The 16,744-nt window shown below is 60.2% G+C and carries 20 protein-coding genes; 9 read left to right on the top strand and 11 right to left on the bottom strand.

What is annotated here, in order from left to right; all coding sequences use genetic code 11:
• Positions 1 to 36: 36 nt before the first annotated feature.
• The gene (gene emrD / locus SSARUM2_RS23580) at positions 37 to 1,221 is read right to left on the bottom strand and encodes a multidrug efflux MFS transporter EmrD (protein WP_033649888.1); all 1,185 of its coding nucleotides are present in this window, start codon (positions 1,219 to 1,221) and stop codon (positions 37 to 39) included.
• 297 nt (positions 1,222 to 1,518) lie between these two features.
• Between emrD and SSARUM2_RS23585 the strand changes: the two genes are divergently transcribed.
• Together SSARUM2_RS23585 and fpr are read left to right on the top strand one after the other, a co-directional pair.
• Entirely contained in the window at positions 1,519 to 2,130 is a 612-nt protein-coding gene (locus SSARUM2_RS23585) for an HTH domain-containing protein (RefSeq protein ID WP_060439601.1), read from the top strand.
• Positions 2,131 to 2,133: 3 nt separating this feature from the next.
• Positions 2,134 to 2,880, top strand: coding sequence for a ferredoxin--NADP(+) reductase (fpr, locus tag SSARUM2_RS23590; RefSeq protein ID WP_033636442.1), 747 nt, complete (start codon positions 2,134 to 2,136; stop codon positions 2,878 to 2,880).
• Positions 2,881 to 2,891: 11 nt separating this feature from the next.
• On the opposite strand, the gene SSARUM2_RS23595 is transcribed toward fpr, so the two are convergent.
• Complete coding sequence (locus SSARUM2_RS23595; RefSeq protein WP_033639143.1) at positions 2,892 to 3,311, bottom strand: DUF805 domain-containing protein; 420 nt, start codon at positions 3,309 to 3,311, stop codon at positions 2,892 to 2,894.
• 199 nt (positions 3,312 to 3,510) lie between these two features.
• Here SSARUM2_RS23595 and SSARUM2_RS23600 point away from each other — a divergent pair, with 199 nt between their 5' ends.
• Together SSARUM2_RS23600 and tpiA are read left to right on the top strand one after the other, a co-directional pair.
• The gene (locus tag SSARUM2_RS23600; protein ID WP_033636444.1) at positions 3,511 to 4,095 is read left to right on the top strand and encodes a DUF1454 family protein; all 585 of its coding nucleotides are present in this window, start codon (positions 3,511 to 3,513) and stop codon (positions 4,093 to 4,095) included.
• A 127-nt stretch (positions 4,096 to 4,222) separates the two neighbouring features.
• Complete coding sequence (tpiA, locus tag SSARUM2_RS23605) at positions 4,223 to 4,990, top strand: triose-phosphate isomerase (protein ID WP_004931113.1); 768 nt, start codon at positions 4,223 to 4,225, stop codon at positions 4,988 to 4,990.
• Positions 4,991 to 5,055: 65 nt separating this feature from the next.
• On the opposite strand, the gene SSARUM2_RS23610 is transcribed toward tpiA, so the two are convergent.
• From SSARUM2_RS23610 to cpxP, 4 genes are all read right to left on the bottom strand, one after another.
• Complete coding sequence (locus tag SSARUM2_RS23610) at positions 5,056 to 6,045, bottom strand: sulfate ABC transporter substrate-binding protein (RefSeq protein WP_033636447.1); 990 nt, start codon at positions 6,043 to 6,045, stop codon at positions 5,056 to 5,058.
• Positions 6,046 to 6,231: 186 nt separating this feature from the next.
• Positions 6,232 to 7,194 carry a 6-phosphofructokinase gene (gene pfkA, locus SSARUM2_RS23615; protein ID WP_004931116.1) on the bottom strand — a complete coding sequence of 321 codons (963 nt, stop codon included), beginning with the start codon at positions 7,192 to 7,194 and terminating at the stop codon, positions 6,232 to 6,234.
• Between the two features lie 231 nt (positions 7,195 to 7,425).
• Entirely contained in the window at positions 7,426 to 8,328 is a 903-nt protein-coding gene (gene fieF / locus SSARUM2_RS23620; RefSeq protein WP_047570041.1) for a CDF family cation-efflux transporter FieF, read from the bottom strand.
• Positions 8,329 to 8,460: 132 nt separating this feature from the next.
• Positions 8,461 to 8,940, bottom strand: coding sequence for a cell-envelope stress modulator CpxP (gene cpxP, locus SSARUM2_RS23625; RefSeq protein ID WP_004931122.1), 480 nt, complete (start codon positions 8,938 to 8,940; stop codon positions 8,461 to 8,463).
• Positions 8,941 to 9,088: 148 nt separating this feature from the next.
• Here cpxP and cpxR point away from each other — a divergent pair, with 148 nt between their 5' ends.
• The 5 genes from cpxR (at position 9,089) to SSARUM2_RS23650 (ending at position 13,296) form a co-directional block, all read left to right on the top strand.
• Entirely contained in the window at positions 9,089 to 9,787 is a 699-nt protein-coding gene (gene cpxR, locus SSARUM2_RS23630) for an envelope stress response regulator transcription factor CpxR (RefSeq protein ID WP_004931124.1), read from the top strand.
• Positions 9,784 to 11,178 carry an envelope stress sensor histidine kinase CpxA gene (gene cpxA / locus SSARUM2_RS23635; RefSeq protein WP_060453253.1) on the top strand — a complete coding sequence of 465 codons (1,395 nt, stop codon included), beginning with the start codon at positions 9,784 to 9,786 and terminating at the stop codon, positions 11,176 to 11,178. The genes cpxR and cpxA overlap by 4 nt, the downstream gene beginning before the upstream one ends.
• Before the next feature lie 43 nt (positions 11,179 to 11,221).
• Positions 11,222 to 11,695, top strand: a complete 474-nt coding sequence (trmL, locus tag SSARUM2_RS23640) for a tRNA (uridine(34)/cytosine(34)/5-carboxymethylaminomethyluridine(34)-2'-O)-methyltransferase TrmL (protein ID WP_033636451.1) — start codon at positions 11,222 to 11,224, stop codon at positions 11,693 to 11,695.
• Between the two features lie 51 nt (positions 11,696 to 11,746).
• Entirely contained in the window at positions 11,747 to 12,520 is a 774-nt protein-coding gene (locus SSARUM2_RS23645) for a CHAD domain-containing protein (protein WP_060453252.1), read from the top strand.
• Positions 12,521 to 12,624: 104 nt separating this feature from the next.
• The gene (locus tag SSARUM2_RS23650; RefSeq protein ID WP_060453251.1) at positions 12,625 to 13,296 is read left to right on the top strand and encodes a DUF3313 domain-containing protein; all 672 of its coding nucleotides are present in this window, start codon (positions 12,625 to 12,627) and stop codon (positions 13,294 to 13,296) included.
• Between the two features lie 61 nt (positions 13,297 to 13,357).
• Here SSARUM2_RS23650 and cysE read toward each other — a convergent pair whose 3' ends face one another.
• The 5 genes from cysE to SSARUM2_RS23675 all read right to left on the bottom strand — a co-directional run bounded on the left by cysE (position 13,358) and on the right by SSARUM2_RS23675 (position 16,541).
• Positions 13,358 to 14,179 (bottom strand): serine O-acetyltransferase, encoded by an 822-nt coding sequence (cysE, locus tag SSARUM2_RS23655; protein WP_004931135.1) that lies wholly within the window; start codon positions 14,177 to 14,179, stop codon positions 13,358 to 13,360.
• 103 nt (positions 14,180 to 14,282) lie between these two features.
• Positions 14,283 to 15,302, bottom strand: a complete 1,020-nt coding sequence (gpsA, locus tag SSARUM2_RS23660) for an NAD(P)H-dependent glycerol-3-phosphate dehydrogenase (protein WP_033636456.1) — start codon at positions 15,300 to 15,302, stop codon at positions 14,283 to 14,285.
• The gene (gene secB, locus SSARUM2_RS23665; protein ID WP_004931139.1) at positions 15,302 to 15,772 is read right to left on the bottom strand and encodes a protein-export chaperone SecB; all 471 of its coding nucleotides are present in this window, start codon (positions 15,770 to 15,772) and stop codon (positions 15,302 to 15,304) included. Before secB ends, gpsA begins: the two co-directional genes overlap by 1 nt.
• 57 nt (positions 15,773 to 15,829) lie before the next feature.
• Complete coding sequence (gene grxC, locus SSARUM2_RS23670) at positions 15,830 to 16,078, bottom strand: glutaredoxin 3 (protein WP_004931142.1); 249 nt, start codon at positions 16,076 to 16,078, stop codon at positions 15,830 to 15,832.
• A 28-nt stretch (positions 16,079 to 16,106) separates the two neighbouring features.
• Positions 16,107 to 16,541 carry a rhodanese-like domain-containing protein gene (locus tag SSARUM2_RS23675; protein ID WP_033649725.1) on the bottom strand — a complete coding sequence of 145 codons (435 nt, stop codon included), beginning with the start codon at positions 16,539 to 16,541 and terminating at the stop codon, positions 16,107 to 16,109.
• Between the last annotated feature and the right edge of the window lie 203 nt (positions 16,542 to 16,744).

Below are 16,744 nucleotides of genomic sequence, written 5' to 3' on the forward strand. Positions count from 1 at the left end.
GTCAACTGCATGAGGGCGCCGAATGGCGCCCTGTCGTTATGCGGTATGCCCCTGATGTTGCATCCGGTTGGACAGCGGCCACCAGCACAGCAGGATCAGCAGCGCCATCGCGAACATCAGCAATCCGAGGCTGAACTGCCCGGTTTGCGGCAGCATGGCGGAAAGCCAGGTCGCAAGCCCCGATCCCATATTCTGCATGCCGCCCACCAATGCGCCCGCCGCGCCGGCCAGGTAAGGGAACGGCTCCATCGCCCCGGTGGTCGCCAGCGGGAACAGCATGCCGGCGCCGAAGAAGAACAGTGCGGCCGGCACGATCAGCGTCCAGATGTTCATCACGCCGAACCAGCCCGGGATCCACATCATCGCCCCCGCCAGCAGGCAGCTAATCACCGAATGCCACATCAGCGTGTGGAAGGTCTTGCCGTCGCGCCCGGCGTACCAGGCGCCGAAAAACGCCGCCGGGATCGGCAGAATGAACAGGATGCTGACGGTCAGGCCACTGAGCCCCAACACGCCGCCCATCAACACGCCGCAGCTGGCCTCGAATACCGCAATGCCCGCCAGCGCGCCGATCAGCATCACCAGATAGCAGCTGAAGGTGCTGTCAGCCAGCAGCTGGCGGAAACTGGCCAGCATGCGGCGTTTTTCCGTTTGCACCGGGCGGGTTTCCGGCAGCCAGCGGAACATGGCGAAAGCGACGCAGGCGCACAGCGCCAGCAGGAAGGCGTAGCTGGCACGCCAGCCGAACACCATCGCCAATGCGCCGCCGATCACCGGCGCCAGCAGCGGGCTGACCAAAATCCCCATATTCAGCAGGCTGTTGGCATAGCGCAGCGCGGTGCCGGCATACAGATCGCGCGGCATGGTGCGCGCCATCACGCCCGCCACGCCGGTGCCCATGCCCTGAATCGCGCTGGCGGCGACCAGCATCGTCAGGTTGGTGGACAGCAGCGCGCCCAGCGCGCCGATCAGGAAGATCATCATGCCGGTCAGGATCACCGGACGACGCCCGATACGATCCGATATCGGCCCGTAAATCAGCTGGGAGAAACCGTAGGTCAGCAGATACGCCGCCATCACCCGTTGCACGGCGCCGGTGCGAACCGACAGATCGTGGGCGATATCAGCAATAACGGGAACATAAATGGTTTGCGCCATCTGGCCGACGGCGACCAACAGGATAAGCATCACCAGCAGGTGAAAATTCTCTAGTTTTCTCATTATCTTCGTTAACGTTTCAACTCGTCACAGCGTCCCGGAATGGCCGTTGCAGCAGCCAGAACGGCGAGCAGCCCTCTATGGCGGCATAAACTAATCAAATCTGATTTTTTTAGCGAGTTTCAGGCAGATATTGATCCAGGTCACACTGGCAGCAAACCCGACCAGGCTCGTAAATTAAACTGTACGTCTAACGCTTTGGAGTTAAAAACAGCGCCCTTGCAGTAGCCGCGCTTTAGCATTTAATCGATAATCCTTTTCATCAACTTGAAATAAAATAACACCATAGGGATTTGGTTCATGAAAACACCTGAGCTGATTTTATTGCAGTTAAAGGCTCTCGGCCCGCACTCGGCCAAAATGCTGGCGGAGCGTCTGGACATCACGCCGATGGGCATCCGACAACATCTGCAATCCCTGGAAAAACGTGAGTTGGTTTGTTACGAAGAAGCGCGCAGCAAGGTCGGCCGCCCGACGCGCTACTGGTCGCTGACCGAGCGAGGGCATGCCTTTACGGCCGCCGACCAGGAGCGGTTGCGGGCATCCGCGCTGCAGCTGTTTGGCGGCGCCGGGGTGGAACCGTTGCTCAGCGCGCGCGAAGAGCAGCTTTATCTGCGTTATGCCGAAGAGCTGTCCACCGAGCGTAGCCACCATGATCGGTTAGCCCGACTGGTGCGCCTGCGGCAACATGACGGTTACATGGCTGAATTGCTCGACCACCCGCACGGCGCGCTGCTGGTGGAAAACCACTGCCCGATCGGCGTGGCCGGCTCCAGCTGCAGTAGCCTGTGCAATTCCGAGCTGCAGCTGTTTCACCGCCTGTTCGGCAACGACTACCGGGTAGAGCGCACCGCGCACGCCATTTCCGGCTCACGACATTGTGCTTATTTGATTCGACCACGGGAGCTTTAGAGTATGGCTGAATGGGTAAACGGCAAGGTTACGCAGGTAAAACAATGGACCGACGGGCTGTTCAGCCTGGTGGTCAATGCCCCTATCGATCCTTTCACCGCCGGGCAATTCGCCAAGCTGGCGCTGGAGATCGACGGCGAACGGGTGCAGCGCGCCTACTCCTACGTCAATGCCCCCGACGACGCCAATCTGGAGTTCTATCTGGTCACCGTGCCGGAAGGCAAACTGAGCCCGCGCCTCAATCAACTGCAGCCGGGCTCGGACGTGATGGTAACCAAAGAAGCCGCCGGCTTCTTCGTGCTGGACGAGGTGCCCGACTGCGACACGCTGTGGATGCTGGCGACCGGCACCGCCATCGGCCCCTATTTATCGATTCTGCAGCAGGGCATCGGGCTGGAGCGCTTCAACAACCTGGTGCTGGTGCACGCCGCGCGCTTTGCGCGTGACCTGAGCTACCTGCCGCTGATGCAGCAACTGCAGCAGCGCTACAACGGCAAGCTGCGCATCCAGACCGTCGTCAGCCGCGAAGAGGCGCCCGGTTCATTGACCGGCCGCGTACCGGCGCTGATCGAGGACGGCCGGTTGGAAGCGGCGATCGGCTTGACCATCGACGCCGAAACCAGCCACGTGATGCTGTGCGGCAACCCACAAATGGTGCGGGACACCCAGCAAACGCTGAAAGACCACCGCCAGATGCGCAAGCACCTGCGCCGCAAGCCGGGCCACATCACCAGCGAACACTACTGGTAACCCGGCGAGGGTCAGCGGAACTTCACCGGTTCGGCTTCCGGGCCGAACCGGTTATCTCCCGGCGTGCCGACGAAGGCCCCCAGATCGATCATCATCATCACGATAATCAGCGTCGGAATGAAACGCCCGACGCCCCATTGCCAGATCGGCGCCAGCATCTGCCAGTTCCCCGCCGCCAGCATCCACGCCAGGATCAGCAGCAGCGCCCACCAGCCGGCCTTGTTGCGATCGTGCAGGCGCTTGACCAGCACCGCCGCCGTCGGCCACAGCAACGCCACGATAAAGAAGGCGATGGATTGGATGGCGATCAGCTGATAATTGGCCAGCGTAAACGCCGCCGCCATCAGCGCCAACCACAGCCCCATCCAAATCCAGAAGTCGCGCCGCCCGATGCGGCCCTTAAAAGAAAAACACCACTGTTGTAACGTCATCGATTCCTGCGCTCTAAGCCTGCCCATATTCTGCGCCGCAGTGTAACATAGGCGCTGCCGGGCCGAGTTTTCCGCCTTGCATAACGCGGTGCGCCGCACAGCTTTCTCGTCAGCGAACCGATAATGGCGTGGGATCTTTGACAAGCCCCGCGGGTTATCGCTTTAATCGGAGCCATCTTTGTCCTTGATGCCATACGCCATGCTGAGAAAAACCCTCGTCATCGCCTGCCTGCTGCAGGCGGCCGCCAGCGCCTGGGCCGATCCGCCGCCCACCGAAGCGACGCCCGCCGCACCTTACCTGCTGGCCGGGGCGCCGACGTTCGATCTGACGGTGGTCAAATTCCGCGAAAAATACAACCGCGACAACCCGAAGCTGCCGATTGGCGAATTCCGCGCCATTCCCGCCGCCGAAGACGATTCGCCGCTGCTGACGCGCGCCGCCAGCAAACTCAACGAAAACCTGTACGCCTCCACCGCGCTGGAGAAAGGCACCGGTAAAATCAAAACGTTGCAGATCACTCACCTGCCGCTGCAGCAGGCCAATGAAGAAAAAGCCGCGCGCGCCATCGCCATCAGCTACATGGCGGCGCTGATGCGCCAGTTCGAACCGGCGTTGACGGTGGAACAGAGCCAGAACAAGGTGAACAGCCTGCTGGAAAAAGGCAAAGGATCGCGCTTTTACCAACAGCAGGTCGGCGCCATTCGCTATGTCGTTTCGGACAACGGCGATAAAGGCGTAACCTTCGCGGTTGAACCGATTAAGCTGGCGCTTTCCGAGCCGTAACGGCGCGGCATTTAATGACGAAAAGCAAAGCCTTCGCGCTTAATGATCTCTATACTGTTGGGCAGGTAAACTGCCGGTCCGGCAGTTGTCATTTCGACTCTCGCGTTCCCTAGTTGGAGGAAAAAACATGCGTCATCCATTAGTTATGGGTAACTGGAAGCTTAACGGCAGCACCCACATGGTCAACGAACTGATCGCCGGCCTGCGCAATGAGCTGAGCAGCGTTGACGGCTGTGGCGTCGCCATCGCCCCGCCGGTGATGTATCTGGATCAGGCCAAGCATGCGCTGGCCGGTAGCCGCATCGCGCTGGGCGCGCAGAACGTGGACGTTAACCTGTCCGGCGCCTTCACCGGTGAAGTTTCCGCCAACATGCTGAAAGACGTCGGTGCCCAGTACATCATCATCGGCCACTCCGAGCGCCGCACCTACCACAAAGAAAGCGACGAAGTCATCGCCGAGAAATTCGCCGTGCTGAAAGAAGCCGGCTTGATCCCGGTGCTGTGCATCGGTGAAACCGAAGCGGAAAACGCCGCGGGCAAAACCGAAGAAGTGTGCGCGCGCCAGATCGACGCCGTGCTGAAAACGCTGGGCGCACCGGCGATGAAAGGCACCGTGATCGCCTATGAGCCGGTCTGGGCCATCGGCACCGGCAAATCCGCTACCCCTGCGCAGGCGCAGGCCGTGCACAAATTTATCCGTGACCACATCGCCAAGCACGATGCCGCGGTTGCCGCTGAAATCATCATCCAGTACGGCGGTTCGGTGAACGACAAGAACGCCGCGGAGCTGTTCTCTCAGCCGGACATCGACGGCGCGCTGGTTGGCGGCGCCTCGCTGAAAGCCGACGCTTTCGCCGTGATCGTCAAAGCCGCTGCCGCAGCGAAAAAAGCCTGATTCCCTTAGGCCTGCCATAAAAAAACCCCGGCTTGCCGGGGTTTTTTATTGCCGCTCAACCGGCATCAGCGTTTGCTGATCTCATCGAACACGCCGCCGGTGGCGAAGTGCACCTTCTGCGCCTCGGTCCAGCCGCCGAAGGTGTCATCCACGGTGAACAGCTTCAGCTGCGGGAACTGCCCGGCAAACTTGGCCGCCACCGCCGCATCGCGCGGACGGTAATAGTGCTGCGCCGCGATGGTCTGCCCTTCCGGCGAATACAGATACTTCAGGTAGGCGGTCGCCACGTCGCGGGTACCGCGTTTATCGACCACCTTATCCACCACTGACACCGTCGGTTCGGCCAGGATCGATTCGCTCGGCGTAATAATCTCGAACTTGTCTTTGCCGAGCTCTTTCTCCGCCAGCAGCGCTTCGTTTTCCCAGGCGATCAGCACATCGCCGATGCCGCGCTCAACGAAGGTGTTGGTCGCGCCGCGCGCGCCGGAATCCAGCACTTCGACGTTCTTGTACAAGTTTTTGACGAAGTCCTGCGCCTTGGCCTTATCGTTGTTGTTGTGGTGCAACGCGTAGCCCCAGGCGGCCAGGTAGTTCCAGCGGGCGCCGCCGGAGGTTTTCGGGTTCGGGGTGATCACCGACACGCCCGGCTTGATCAAATCGGGCCAGTCGTGAATTTGTTTCGGGTTGCCTTTACGCACCAGGAAGACGATGGTCGAGGTGTAAGGCGCCGAGTTGTCCGGCAGGCGCTTGATCCAGTCTTTCTCGATGCGCCCGCGTTCGGCGATGGCGTCGACGTCATAGGCCAACGCCAGCGTTACCACGTCGGCCTCGATGCCGTTGATCACCGAGGTCGCCTGCTTGCCGGATCCGCCATGCGACTGGCGCACCGTCACCTTGTCGCCGGTTTCCGCCTGATAGTGCTTGCTGAATGCCGTGTTGTAAGCCTGATAGAATTCACGCGTCGGATCGTATGACACGTTCAGCAACTGAATATCCTTCGCCATGGCGCCGGACGCCAACAGCACCAATGTCAGACCTACACCCCATTTACGCATCGACAGGCTCTCCCAGAAAATTAAGCGCAACCTCAATCGGTTGGTTTAGCATCAGAGCCTGCCAGAAACTTTCCCGGCAATTAAAGAATAAAAAATTTTGGGATAGATGATTACGGAATATATCGCCGGCGGGCATCAAAAAGCCCCCGCAAGCGGAGGCTCTTTTGTCGTGCGGTGAGCGGCGTATCAGTACAGTTTTTTCGCCGTTTCCAGCCAGTCGCCCTTGAACGGACGCTTCATGTTTTCGATCGCGTCGATGATGTCGTGGTGCACCATTTTTTCGTTCTGGATACCGACGCAGCGGCCGCCGTAGCCCTGCAGCAGCAGCTCGATGGCGTAGGCGCCCATGCGCGAGGCCAGGATGCGGTCGTAGGCAACCGGTGAACCGCCGCGTTGAATGTGGCCCAGCACGGTGGCGCGGGTTTCACGCTTGGTTTCCTGCTCGATGTGGCGCGCCAGCTCATCGATGTCGCAGATGTGCTCGGTGATCGCCACGATGGCGTGTTTTTTACCCTTGGCGATACCGGCCTTGATTTCGCACACCAGATCTTCGCGGTTGAATTCGATTTCAGGCAGCACGATGAATTCGCAACCGCCGGCAATCGCCGCCGCCAGCGTCAGATCGCCGCAGTAACGGCCCATCACTTCCACGATGGAGATACGCTGGTGCGAAGAGGAGGTATCGCGCAGGCGGTCAATCGCTTCCACCACGGTTTCCAGCGCGGTGAAGTAACCGATGGTGTAGTCGGTGCCCGCAACATCGTTATCGATGGTGCCCGGCAGACCGATGCACGGGAAGCCTTCTTCCGTCAGGCGTTTGGCGCCCATGTAGGAACCGTCGCCGCCGATCACCACCAGCGCGTCGATGCCGCGATTTTTCAGGTTTTCAATCGCCTTGGCGCGCACGTTTTCATCCCTGAACTCCGGGAAGCGGGCAGAGCCGAGGAAGGTGCCGCCGCGGTTGATCATGTCGGACACGCTATAGCGGTCCAGCTGCTCCATGCGATCTTCGTACAAGCCAAGGTAGCCATCGTAAATACCAAAAACTTCCAGACCTTCTGAAAGCGCAGAACGCACAACGCCGCGGATTGCAGCGTTCATACCCGGCGAATCACCGCCGCTCGTCAGTACACCGATTTTCTTGATCATGACTACCTCTGAACTGTGTAGATGCAATTTCTTAAGAATTCTGTCTCCGCCGATCGTCTTGAAACCTCTCCGGCTGCAGAAAACCAGCTTTACGGCTTATTGCTGGATATTATATCAAAAACACCCAGCTGAATTGATTCAAGTCACGCAATATAACGGTAAAAATACCGCATGGCACGCTGAGCTAACTCAGATATTCATGATAATACTTCGATCTGTGCCTCTATCTGATTATAGCTCCCAATGCCCCTGCCTACCCGGCGGCACCACGGAGCACGGATCCAGGTGAATGATGACGTCCGCCCCCGCAAAACGGTGCCGCAGCGCCTGTTCCACCTGATCGGCCAACCGGTGCGCCTCGCGCAGCGGCAGCGTGTCTTCCATCTCCAGATGCAGTTGGATGAAACGCGTCGGCCCCGACTGCCGCGTGCGCAGATCGTGCGCGCCTTTCACCCCGGGCCAGGAGGAAACCACCTCGATAATCGCCTGGCGTTCGTCATCCGGCAACGCCCGATCCAGCAGCGACTGCACCGCTTCGTAGCCCATGCGCAGCGCGCTATACAGGATGTAAACGCCGATGCCCAGCGCGAACAGCGCGTCTGCCCGCCGGAAGCCATACCAGCTTAGCCCAAGAGCGATAAGAATAGCACCATTCATCATGACATCTGACTGATAATGCAGCATATCTGCACGCACCGCCTGGCTGCGCGTTTTTCTGACCACCCAACGTTGATAGGTGACCAGAATCAGGGTGCTGATCAACGCGATCACCGTCACGACCACCCCGACGCCGGGATCGCGCAGCGTTTGCGGCGCATACAAATGCTGGAAGCCGGTGAGGAACAGAAACAGGGCGGAGCCGGAAATAAACATGCTTTGCGCCAGCGCCGCCAGCGATTCCGCTTTGCCGTGGCCAAAGGTGTGCTCGGCATCGGCCGGCTGCAGCGAATAACGCACCACCAGAAGGTTGGTCAGCGAGGCGGCAATATCGACCAGCGAATCTACCAGCGCCGCCAGCAGGCTGACCGAACCGGTGTGGTACCAGGCGACGATTTTGATCAACAGCAGTGACGACGCCAGCGCGGTAGCGGCCAACGCAGCGGACTTTACCAGGCGTGCATAGCGCTGTTCCATCAAGGGATCCCGGTCAAAAGGTGTGGCGCTCAATATAGCGAAATGTCGGATAAAAAAAACCCCGCCATCATGGCGGGGAAGACAGGGATGGTGTCTATGGCAAGGAAAAACAGGGGACTACTCAGTCGTACTTCACTTCTGGGCAGAAGCTTGCTGCAAACCAGAAATTTGTTGCTCCATCTGCTGCATACGCTGCTGATGTTTCTGGTCTAAAACACTTTTTTGCTCTGGCGTCAGCAGGTTATACATTTGGTTACGCACCCGGGCCATCTCGACCTGGCGCTTGACCTGCTGTTGGGCCATCTTTTCCGCCTGGGCATACACGGCGGCTTCGTCAAATTTCTCTGCGGTCACCAGTTTATGCATGGCTTCCATTTCAGCTACATTGACACCAGGCAGATCGTGCCGGGCCTGGCGCATCAAATCGCGCATTTGCTGGCGCTGCTGTTCGCTGAGGCTGACACCGTCGAACATATGGTGTTGGCCGGGTATTCGGGTCATCGCGTCGTTGCCGGGAGGTTGGGCTGTGTCCGGTATAGTGTCGGCAGCGAAGGCAGCGGTCGAACCAATTGCCAGCAGTGATGCCATAACTAATGCGGTCACCTTACGCATTTCAACTCCTCAAGCTTTCTCACTTTGCGAATCAACGAGGAGCAGTGTACCGCTACACCTGAAAACCTGCGTCAGTGCATGTAAAACTACGTAAAGTCATGGAATGGCAACAGTTGATGACGTATTTTGCGTCTGGAGGTAAATCATAATGAACAAGATTCTGTTAGTTGACGACGACCGCGAGTTGACCTCGCTGTTAAAAGAACTGCTTGAAATGGAAGGTTTTAATATCGTCGTCGCGCACGATGGCGAGCAGGCGTTGTCGCTGCTGGACAGCTCCGTCGATCTGCTGCTGCTCGACATCATGATGCCGAAGAAAAACGGCATCGATACGCTGAAAGAACTGCGCCAACATCACCAGACGCCGGTCATCATGCTGACCGCGCGCGGCAGCGAACTGGACCGCGTGTTGGGCCTGGAGCTGGGCGCCGATGATTACCTGCCGAAACCCTTCAACGATCGCGAACTGGTCGCGCGCATTCGCGCCATTCTGCGCCGTTCCAACTGGAGCGAACAGCAGCAGCAGGTCGACAGCGGCGCCCCGACGCTGGATGTCGATGGCCTGCAGCTGAACCCCGGCCGCCAGGAGGCCAGCTTCGACGGCCAGGTGCTGGATCTGACCGGCACCGAGTTCACCCTGCTGTATCTGCTGGCGCAACATCTCGGCCAGGTGGTGTCGCGCGAACTGCTGAGCCAGGAAGTGCTGGGCAAACGCCTGACTCCGTTCGATCGCGCCATCGACATGCATATCTCCAACCTGCGGCGTAAGCTGCCGGATCGCAAAGACGGGCATCCGTGGTTCAAAACCCTGCGCGGGCGTGGTTATTTGATGGTATCTGCAACATGATCAACAGTTTGACGGCACGCATCTTCGCCATTTTCTGGTTCACGTTAGCCCTGGTGCTAATGCTGGTGCTGATGGTGCCTAAGCTCGACTCCCGCCAAATGACCTCGCTGCTCGACAGCGAGCAGCGGCAGGGGTTGATGCTGGAACAGCACGTCGAGGCCGAGTTGCAAAACGATCCGGCCAACGATCTGATGTGGTGGCGCCGCCTGTTCCGCGCCATCGACAAATGGGCGCCGCCGGGCCAACGCCTGCTGCTGGTCACCAGCGAAGGCCGGGTGATCGGCGCGCAGCGCAATGAAATGCAGATCGTCCGCAACTTCATCGGCCAATCCGACAATTCGGATCATCCGAAGAAGAAAAAGTACGGCCGCGTCGAACTGGTCGGGCCGTTCGCGGTGCGCGACGGCGAAGACAACTACCAGCTGTACCTGATCCGCCCCGCCAACAGCCCGCAATCCGATTTCATCAACCTGATGTTCGACCGGCCGCTGCTGCTGCTGATCGTCACCATGCTGATCAGCGCCCCGCTGCTGCTGTGGCTGGCCTGGAGCCTGGCGAAACCGGCGCGCAAGCTGAAGAACGCCGCCGATGACGTGGCGCGCGGCAACCTGAAGCAGCATCCGGAACTGGAGGCCGGCCCGCAGGAATTTCTGGCCACCGGCGCCAGCTTCAACCAGATGGTCAGCGCGCTGGAACGCATGATGAACGCCCAGCAACGCTTGATCTCGGACATCTCGCACGAGCTGCGCACGCCGCTGACTCGCCTGCAGCTGGCCACCGCGCTGATGCGCCGCCGCCACGGCGAAGGCCACGAGCTGGCGCGCATCGAAACCGAAGCGCAACGGCTGGATTCGATGATCAACGATCTGCTGGCGCTGTCGCGCGGTCAGCAGAAGAGCGAGCTGGCGCGCGAGCAGTTGAAGGCCAACGAACTGTGGGCCGACGTGCTGGATAACGCCCGTTTCGAAGCCGAACAGATGGGCAAGCAGCTGGAGATCGCTGCGCCGCCCGGCCCATGGACGCTGTTCGGCAACGCGAGCGCGCTGGACAGCGCGTTGGAAAACATCGTGCGCAACGCCCTGCGTTATTCGCACACCCGCATCGCCGTGGCGTTCAGCGCCGATAATCAGGGCGTGACCATCCAGGTTGACGACGACGGCCCCGGCGTCAGCGCCGAAGACCGCGAGCAGATCTTCCGTCCGTTCTATCGCACCGACGAGGCGCGCGACCGCGAATCCGGCGGCACCGGCCTCGGCCTGGCAATAGTCGAGGCGGCTATCAACCAGCATCGCGGCTGGGTGAAGGCCGAAGACAGTCCGCTTGGCGGCCTGCGGTTGGTGCTGTGGCTGCCGCTGCATCATCAACGTCTGTCGACTAAGACAGAACAGTAAGAGTTTGCTATCCTGCGCCCCTCGTTCACGAGGGGCCTGCAACATGCTGAACATCGTTTTATTTGAACCCGAAATTCCACCCAACACCGGCAATATCATCCGCCTGTGCGCCAATACCGGCTTTAACCTGCACCTGATCGAACCGCTGGGTTTCCCGTGGGACGACAAGCGCCTGCGCCGCGCCGGGCTGGACTACCATGAGTTCACCCGCGTCAGCCGTCATGCCGATTACGCCGCCTTTCTCGCCGCCGAAAAGCCGCAACGGCTGTTTGCCCTCACCACCAAAGGCACGCCGGCGCACAGCGCCGTCAGCTATCAGGCCGGCGACTACCTGCTGTTCGGCCCGGAAACGCGCGGGTTACCCGCCGATATCCTCGATGCGCTGCCTGCGCAGCAAAAAATCCGCATCCCGATGCAGGCGCAAAGCCGCAGCATGAACCTGTCGAATGCCGTCTCGGTGGTCGTGTATGAGGCCTGGCGGCAGCTGGACTATGCCGGCGCGCTGATCAAGGCGTAATCCGCGACGACGCGCCATACTGAAAGGGTCATCCTCTCCAGAGCACGGCACATGGCTTTCGTCGCAGATATTGTCACCCAGCTTCGCCGGCTTGAGCCGGCGCTGAACGAGGCGCTGTTGCGGCTGCAACAGGCGCAAGACACCGAAGCGCTGCACGACTTGCGCGTCTGTCTGCGCCGCATTCGCAGCCTGCTGTGCCCGTTGCGCGGCTGCCCCGGCGCAACGCGGCTCGATCGGGCCGCCGCCGAGTTGGGCAGGCTCACGACGCCGCTGCGCGATCTCGAGGTGCTGATCGCCGAACTGGCGCGCCATCGCCTGGATCGGCAGGCCAACGTGCGCCAGAGCGATCTTCAGGCCCGCTACCGTCAACTGCTCGCCCATCCGCAGATCATCGACTTTCCCTCGCTGTTGCACACCTGGCCGCGCCGCTTCCGCCGCACCGCGCGACGCACCGCCAAACACCGCCTGAACCGACGCCTGCAGCGCCAGCAACAGCAATTGCGCCGGGCATTGGCCGATACCGGCTACGATCGCCACCGCCTGCGGCTGCTGATAAAGCGCCTGCGCTACGCGGCCGAAGCCTATCCGCAACGCCTCCCCCTCTCTCCCGCCGCGATGGCGGGCCTCAAGGCGGCGCAAAGCGCCCTCGGCGACTGGCACGATCGTGAGGTCTGGTGCCTGCAGGCAGAACATCAGGCGGATCTCTGGCCCTTGTTGCCCCGGTGGCAAGCTGAGCAACGCCAGACGCTGGCCAAGGCGGACGACTTGCTCGCCGCCTTATCATCGGCGCTGACGGCGAAAACCGGCGGCGCATCACGATCCTGAAAAAAGGCCGCGGCAGGGCACGCCCGGCCCCGAAAATGCCCGATGAGGCGTAGATAATGCGCTATGTTTTGTAAGGGTAATCACCACTCATCATAGGAAACCATATGAAGAAACAACGCTTGAGCGTTGCCATGGCGGTTCTGGCAGCGGGCCTGATGCTGGCGGGCTGTTCGTCCAAAGTCACCCAAACGTCGCAGTATTCGGGCTTCTTGTCCGATTACAGCAAACTGCAGGAAACCACCTCGCCAAGCGGCCATAAAACGCTGCGCTGGATAGACCCAAGCTACAAGGAATCCAACTATCGCGGCCTCTATTTCCAACCGGTGGTCTATTTCCCGGCGGAGAAACCCACGGCGCGCGTCAGCCAGGACACACTGAACAAGATTAAGGCCTACGCGACCCAGCGGATCAAAACCGCGCTGCAGAACCGCTTCACCATTCTGCCAAGCCCGACGGGCTCGCGCGTGCTGGTGGCCAAGCTCGCCATCACCGCCGTTTCCGCCGAAAATGAAGACATGAAATTCTATGAGGTGGTGCCGGTCGCCGCGGTGGTCGCCAGCACCATGGCTGCTACCGGGCACCGGACGCAAAATACCGCGCTGTATATCGAAGGCGAGCTGATCGACCAAGATACTGGTAAAACGGTGATGGAAGTGGTACGCAAGGCCTACGGCAAAACCGTCAACAACGACAGCACGCCGGTCACGGCGGATGACGTCAAGGCGGCGATCGACGACATCGTCACCGATATCACCAACTTCCCGAAACAGGGCTGACCGCCGCCTGAAAAACACAGGGGGAGCCGAAGCTCCCCCTGAATGGCTGCACAGACGGCGCTCAGATGCCGTCGCCGTACTCGAAGCCGTGATTGGTGCCGTTAAAGTATTGGTCCATATCCATCGACGGCGTATCGCTCTCCGGCCGCCCGACGATGCGCGCCGGCACGCCGGCGGCGGTGGTGTGCGGCGGTATCGCCTGCAAGACCACCGAGCCCGCGCCGATCTTCGCGCCCTTGCCCACTTCGATATTGCCGAGAATTTTGGCGCCAGCGCCAATCATCACCCCTTCGCGGATTTTCGGGTGACGGTCGCCGCTGGTTTTACCGGTACCGCCCAGGGTGACCGACTGCAGGATAGAGACATTGTTCTCCACCACCGCCGTTTCACCGATCACGATGCCGGTGGCGTGGTCGAGCATGATGCCGCAGCCGATGGTCGCCGCCGGGTGGATGTCCACGCCGAAGGCGACGGAAATTTGATTTTGCAGGTAGATAGCCAGCGCTTGCCGCCCTTGCTGCCACAGCCAGTGACCGATGCGGTAAGCCTGCAACGCATGGAACCCTTTCAGGTAAAGCAGCGGCGTGGAGTATTTATCGACCGCCGGGTCGCGCAGCCGTACCGCGAGGATATCGCGCGCCGCCGACACGATCATCTGGTTGTCGGACTTGTAGGCCTCTTCCACCACCTCGCGCACCGCGATGGCGGGCATGATCGGCGTCGCCAGCTTGTTGGCCAGCATATAGCTGAGCGCGCTGCCCAGGTTCTCGTGCTTGAGCAACGTCGCATGGAAAAAGCTGGCCAGCATCGGTTCACAATCAGCCAGTGCTCGCGCTTCTGATTTAATGCTGTTCCAGACCTGTTCCAACTCTTCTGACGACATCACATTCCCCTCTGCCTTGCCAAACGGGCCGCTTCACACGGTAGCGCGAAGCGGCCCAGGTCATTAGCGGGGTCAGCATGCTGCCCCGACATATCGTTTTATGTCACGCGCTGGGTTTTTCGTCCTTTCGGGCTCGCCCCAGCAGGCTCAGCGCCGCTTCGCGGGCGTCTTTATGGCAGTAAAGCACCTGATAAATCTGTTCGGTGATCGGCATTTCCACACCGTGCCGCTGCGCCAGCGCCAACACCTCTTTGGTATTGCGATAGCCCTCGACCACCTGACCGATGCTGTCCTGCGCTTCCTGCACGCCTTTGCCCTGCCCCAGCATAATGCCGAAGCGGCGGTTGCGCGATTGGTTGTCCGTGCAGGTTAGCACCAGATCCCCCAGCCCCGCCATGCCCATGAACGTCGAAGGATCGGCGCCGAGCGCAGAACCCAGACGGCTCATTTCCGCCAGCCCGCGTGTAATCAACGCGGTGCGGGCGTTGGCGCCAAAACCGATGCCGTCGGACATGCCGGCGCCGATGGCGATCACGTTCTTCACCGCGCCGCCAAGCTGCACGCCGATGAAATCGGGATTGCTGTAGACGCGGAAGCTCTTGCCGCAGTGCAACAGCTGTTGCAGATCGTCGGCGAACTGCGCATCGGTCGCCGCCAGCGCGATCGCCGTCGGCAGGCCGGCGGCCAGCTCTTTGGCGAACGTCGGCCCGGAGAGCACCGCCAGCGGGATCGCCTCGCCCAGCGCCTCACGCGCCACGTCCTGCAGCAACCGGCCGGTTTCCGCTTCCAGCCCCTTGGTGGCCCACACGATGCGGGCGTCCGGGCGCAGATGCGGCTTCAGCTGGCGCAGCACGTCGCCGAACACGTGGCTCGGCACCACCACCAGCACGTCGCGGCTGGCCGCCAGCGCCCGCGCCAAATCGGCTTCAAGCAGCAGGGTATCGGGGAAGGGAACGTCGGGCAGAAACGCCTGATTGCAGCGATCTTGCTGCAACGTTTGAACTTGCGCGGGGTTATGCCCCCACAGCACCACGGTGTGGCCGTTACGCGCCAGCGTAATGGCCAATGCGGTGCCGTACGAGCCGGCACCGATGACAGTCATTGAAGCATTGACGGTGTTCATCAGGCATCCTGATGTGGTGCGGCACCTTCGCCTTCCGCCTGCTGCTGCAGATAGTTCATGAACAGCGCGTCAAAGTTGACCGGTGCCAGGTTCAGCTGCGGGAACGTACCGCGGGAAACCAGGCTGGTGATGCACTCGCGCGCATACGGGAACAGGATGTTCGGGCAGTATGCGCCCAGGCAATGCGCCAGCTGCGTGCCTTCGATGCCTGCTACCGAGAAGATGCCCGCCTGTTGCACTTCGCACAGGAACGCGGTCTCTTCGCCCAGGGTCGCCGTCACGGTTACGCGCAGTACCACTTCATACACTTCGTCAGCCAGCTGGCTGGACGCGGTATCCAGATCAAGTTTAACTTCCGGCTGCCATTCCTGCTGGAAAACCTGCGGCGCATTCGGCGCTTCGAAAGAGATGTCCTTGGTATAAATACGTTGGATCTGGAAAGCCATTTCGGTGCTGTTTTGTTCTGACATGTGAGTAATACCCTTGGTTAAACGTCCTTATTGACACTCGGTGAACCGGCAAGCTGCTTAAAGCAGTGGATCCAGGCCGCCGCGAGCATCGAGTTCATATAAATCATCGCAGCCGCCGATATGCCGGCCATCGATGAAAATCTGCGGCACGGTGGTGCGCCCGCTGCGCTCGATCATCACTTCGCGCTTGGCGTTATCGCCGTCGATGGCGATCTCGTTAAACGCCGCGCCCTTGCTGTTCAACAGCGCCTTGGCGCGATGGCAGAACGGACAGGTCGCTTTGGTGTAGATATCAATGTTAGCCATGGATTGCCACCTCAAATAGGTTAAACGGTTACTTACCGCGCACCAGCGGCAGGTTTTCTCCACTCCAGCCGGAAATGCCGTCTTTCAGCATAGTCACCTTTTCAAAACCGGCCTTGCTCAGGTTCTCCGCCGGCTCGCGGGAGGCGGTGCCGTTGGCGCACACGACGATGATCGGCTGCGCTTTGTGTTTTTCCAGCTCGCCCAGGCTGCCGCTTTTGATTTCGCTGGCGGTCAGGTTGATGGCGTTGGCCAGGTGACCACGGCGAAAATCGTCGCGGCTGCGGGTGTCGACCACCACAGCTTCTTCTTTGTTGATCAGGCGAATAGCTTCACCGCGGGCGATCTCTTTGACCTTGGAGAAACGGCTTTTGAAGGTCATGACGATCACGGCAACCAGCAGAGCGATCCAAGCCAGGCTCAGAATAGGGTGTCTGCTTACGAATGGCATAATTTCTTGCAGCATGGGGTGTAACAACTCCCGTCAGTTAAGGGATAAATAAGTCAAGGTTCCAGAGTATACCTGCCGAGTGCGGCAAATACAGCCAATAAGCAAGCGCGATTGTAGAAACTGCGGGCTGCGCTGAGAAATTCCCGACGTCAGAGCATAAAAGCCCGCGCGATTCGCCGCAACCTTGATCTCTTTGGGCTATTTATCGCCGCCGGCGG

Origin of the sequence: Serratia sp. K-E0102, assembly GCF_029962625.1 — a bacterium.
Classification (GTDB): Bacteria; Pseudomonadota; Gammaproteobacteria; order Enterobacterales; family Enterobacteriaceae; genus Serratia; species Serratia sarumanii.

Coding starts and splice junctions, on each gene's coding strand:
- emrD (WP_033649888.1), bottom strand. CDS start 1,221: ATGAGAAAACTAGAGAATTTTCACCTGCTGGTGATGCTTATCCTGTTG.
- SSARUM2_RS23585 (WP_060439601.1), top strand. CDS start 1,519: ATGAAAACACCTGAGCTGATTTTATTGCAGTTAAAGGCTCTCGGCCCG.
- fpr (WP_033636442.1), top strand. CDS start 2,134: ATGGCTGAATGGGTAAACGGCAAGGTTACGCAGGTAAAACAATGGACC.
- SSARUM2_RS23595 (WP_033639143.1), bottom strand. CDS start 3,311: ATGACGTTACAACAGTGGTGTTTTTCTTTTAAGGGCCGCATCGGGCGG.
- SSARUM2_RS23600 (WP_033636444.1), top strand. CDS start 3,511: ATGCTGAGAAAAACCCTCGTCATCGCCTGCCTGCTGCAGGCGGCCGCC.
- tpiA (WP_004931113.1), top strand. CDS start 4,223: ATGCGTCATCCATTAGTTATGGGTAACTGGAAGCTTAACGGCAGCACC.
- SSARUM2_RS23610 (WP_033636447.1), bottom strand. CDS start 6,045: ATGCGTAAATGGGGTGTAGGTCTGACATTGGTGCTGTTGGCGTCCGGC.
- pfkA (WP_004931116.1), bottom strand. CDS start 7,194: ATGATCAAGAAAATCGGTGTACTGACGAGCGGCGGTGATTCGCCGGGT.
- fieF (WP_047570041.1), bottom strand. CDS start 8,328: ATGGAACAGCGCTATGCACGCCTGGTAAAGTCCGCTGCGTTGGCCGCT.
- cpxP (WP_004931122.1), bottom strand. CDS start 8,940: ATGCGTAAGGTGACCGCATTAGTTATGGCATCACTGCTGGCAATTGGT.
- cpxR (WP_004931124.1), top strand. CDS start 9,089: ATGAACAAGATTCTGTTAGTTGACGACGACCGCGAGTTGACCTCGCTG.
- cpxA (WP_060453253.1), top strand. CDS start 9,784: ATGATCAACAGTTTGACGGCACGCATCTTCGCCATTTTCTGGTTCACG.
- trmL (WP_033636451.1), top strand. CDS start 11,222: ATGCTGAACATCGTTTTATTTGAACCCGAAATTCCACCCAACACCGGC.
- SSARUM2_RS23645 (WP_060453252.1), top strand. CDS start 11,747: ATGGCTTTCGTCGCAGATATTGTCACCCAGCTTCGCCGGCTTGAGCCG.
- SSARUM2_RS23650 (WP_060453251.1), top strand. CDS start 12,625: ATGAAGAAACAACGCTTGAGCGTTGCCATGGCGGTTCTGGCAGCGGGC.
- cysE (WP_004931135.1), bottom strand. CDS start 14,179: ATGTCGTCAGAAGAGTTGGAACAGGTCTGGAACAGCATTAAATCAGAA.
- gpsA (WP_033636456.1), bottom strand. CDS start 15,302: ATGAACACCGTCAATGCTTCAATGACTGTCATCGGTGCCGGCTCGTAC.
- secB (WP_004931139.1), bottom strand. CDS start 15,772: ATGTCAGAACAAAACAGCACCGAAATGGCTTTCCAGATCCAACGTATT.
- grxC (WP_004931142.1), bottom strand. CDS start 16,078: ATGGCTAACATTGATATCTACACCAAAGCGACCTGTCCGTTCTGCCAT.
- SSARUM2_RS23675 (WP_033649725.1), bottom strand. CDS start 16,541: ATGCTGCAAGAAATTATGCCATTCGTAAGCAGACACCCTATTCTGAGC.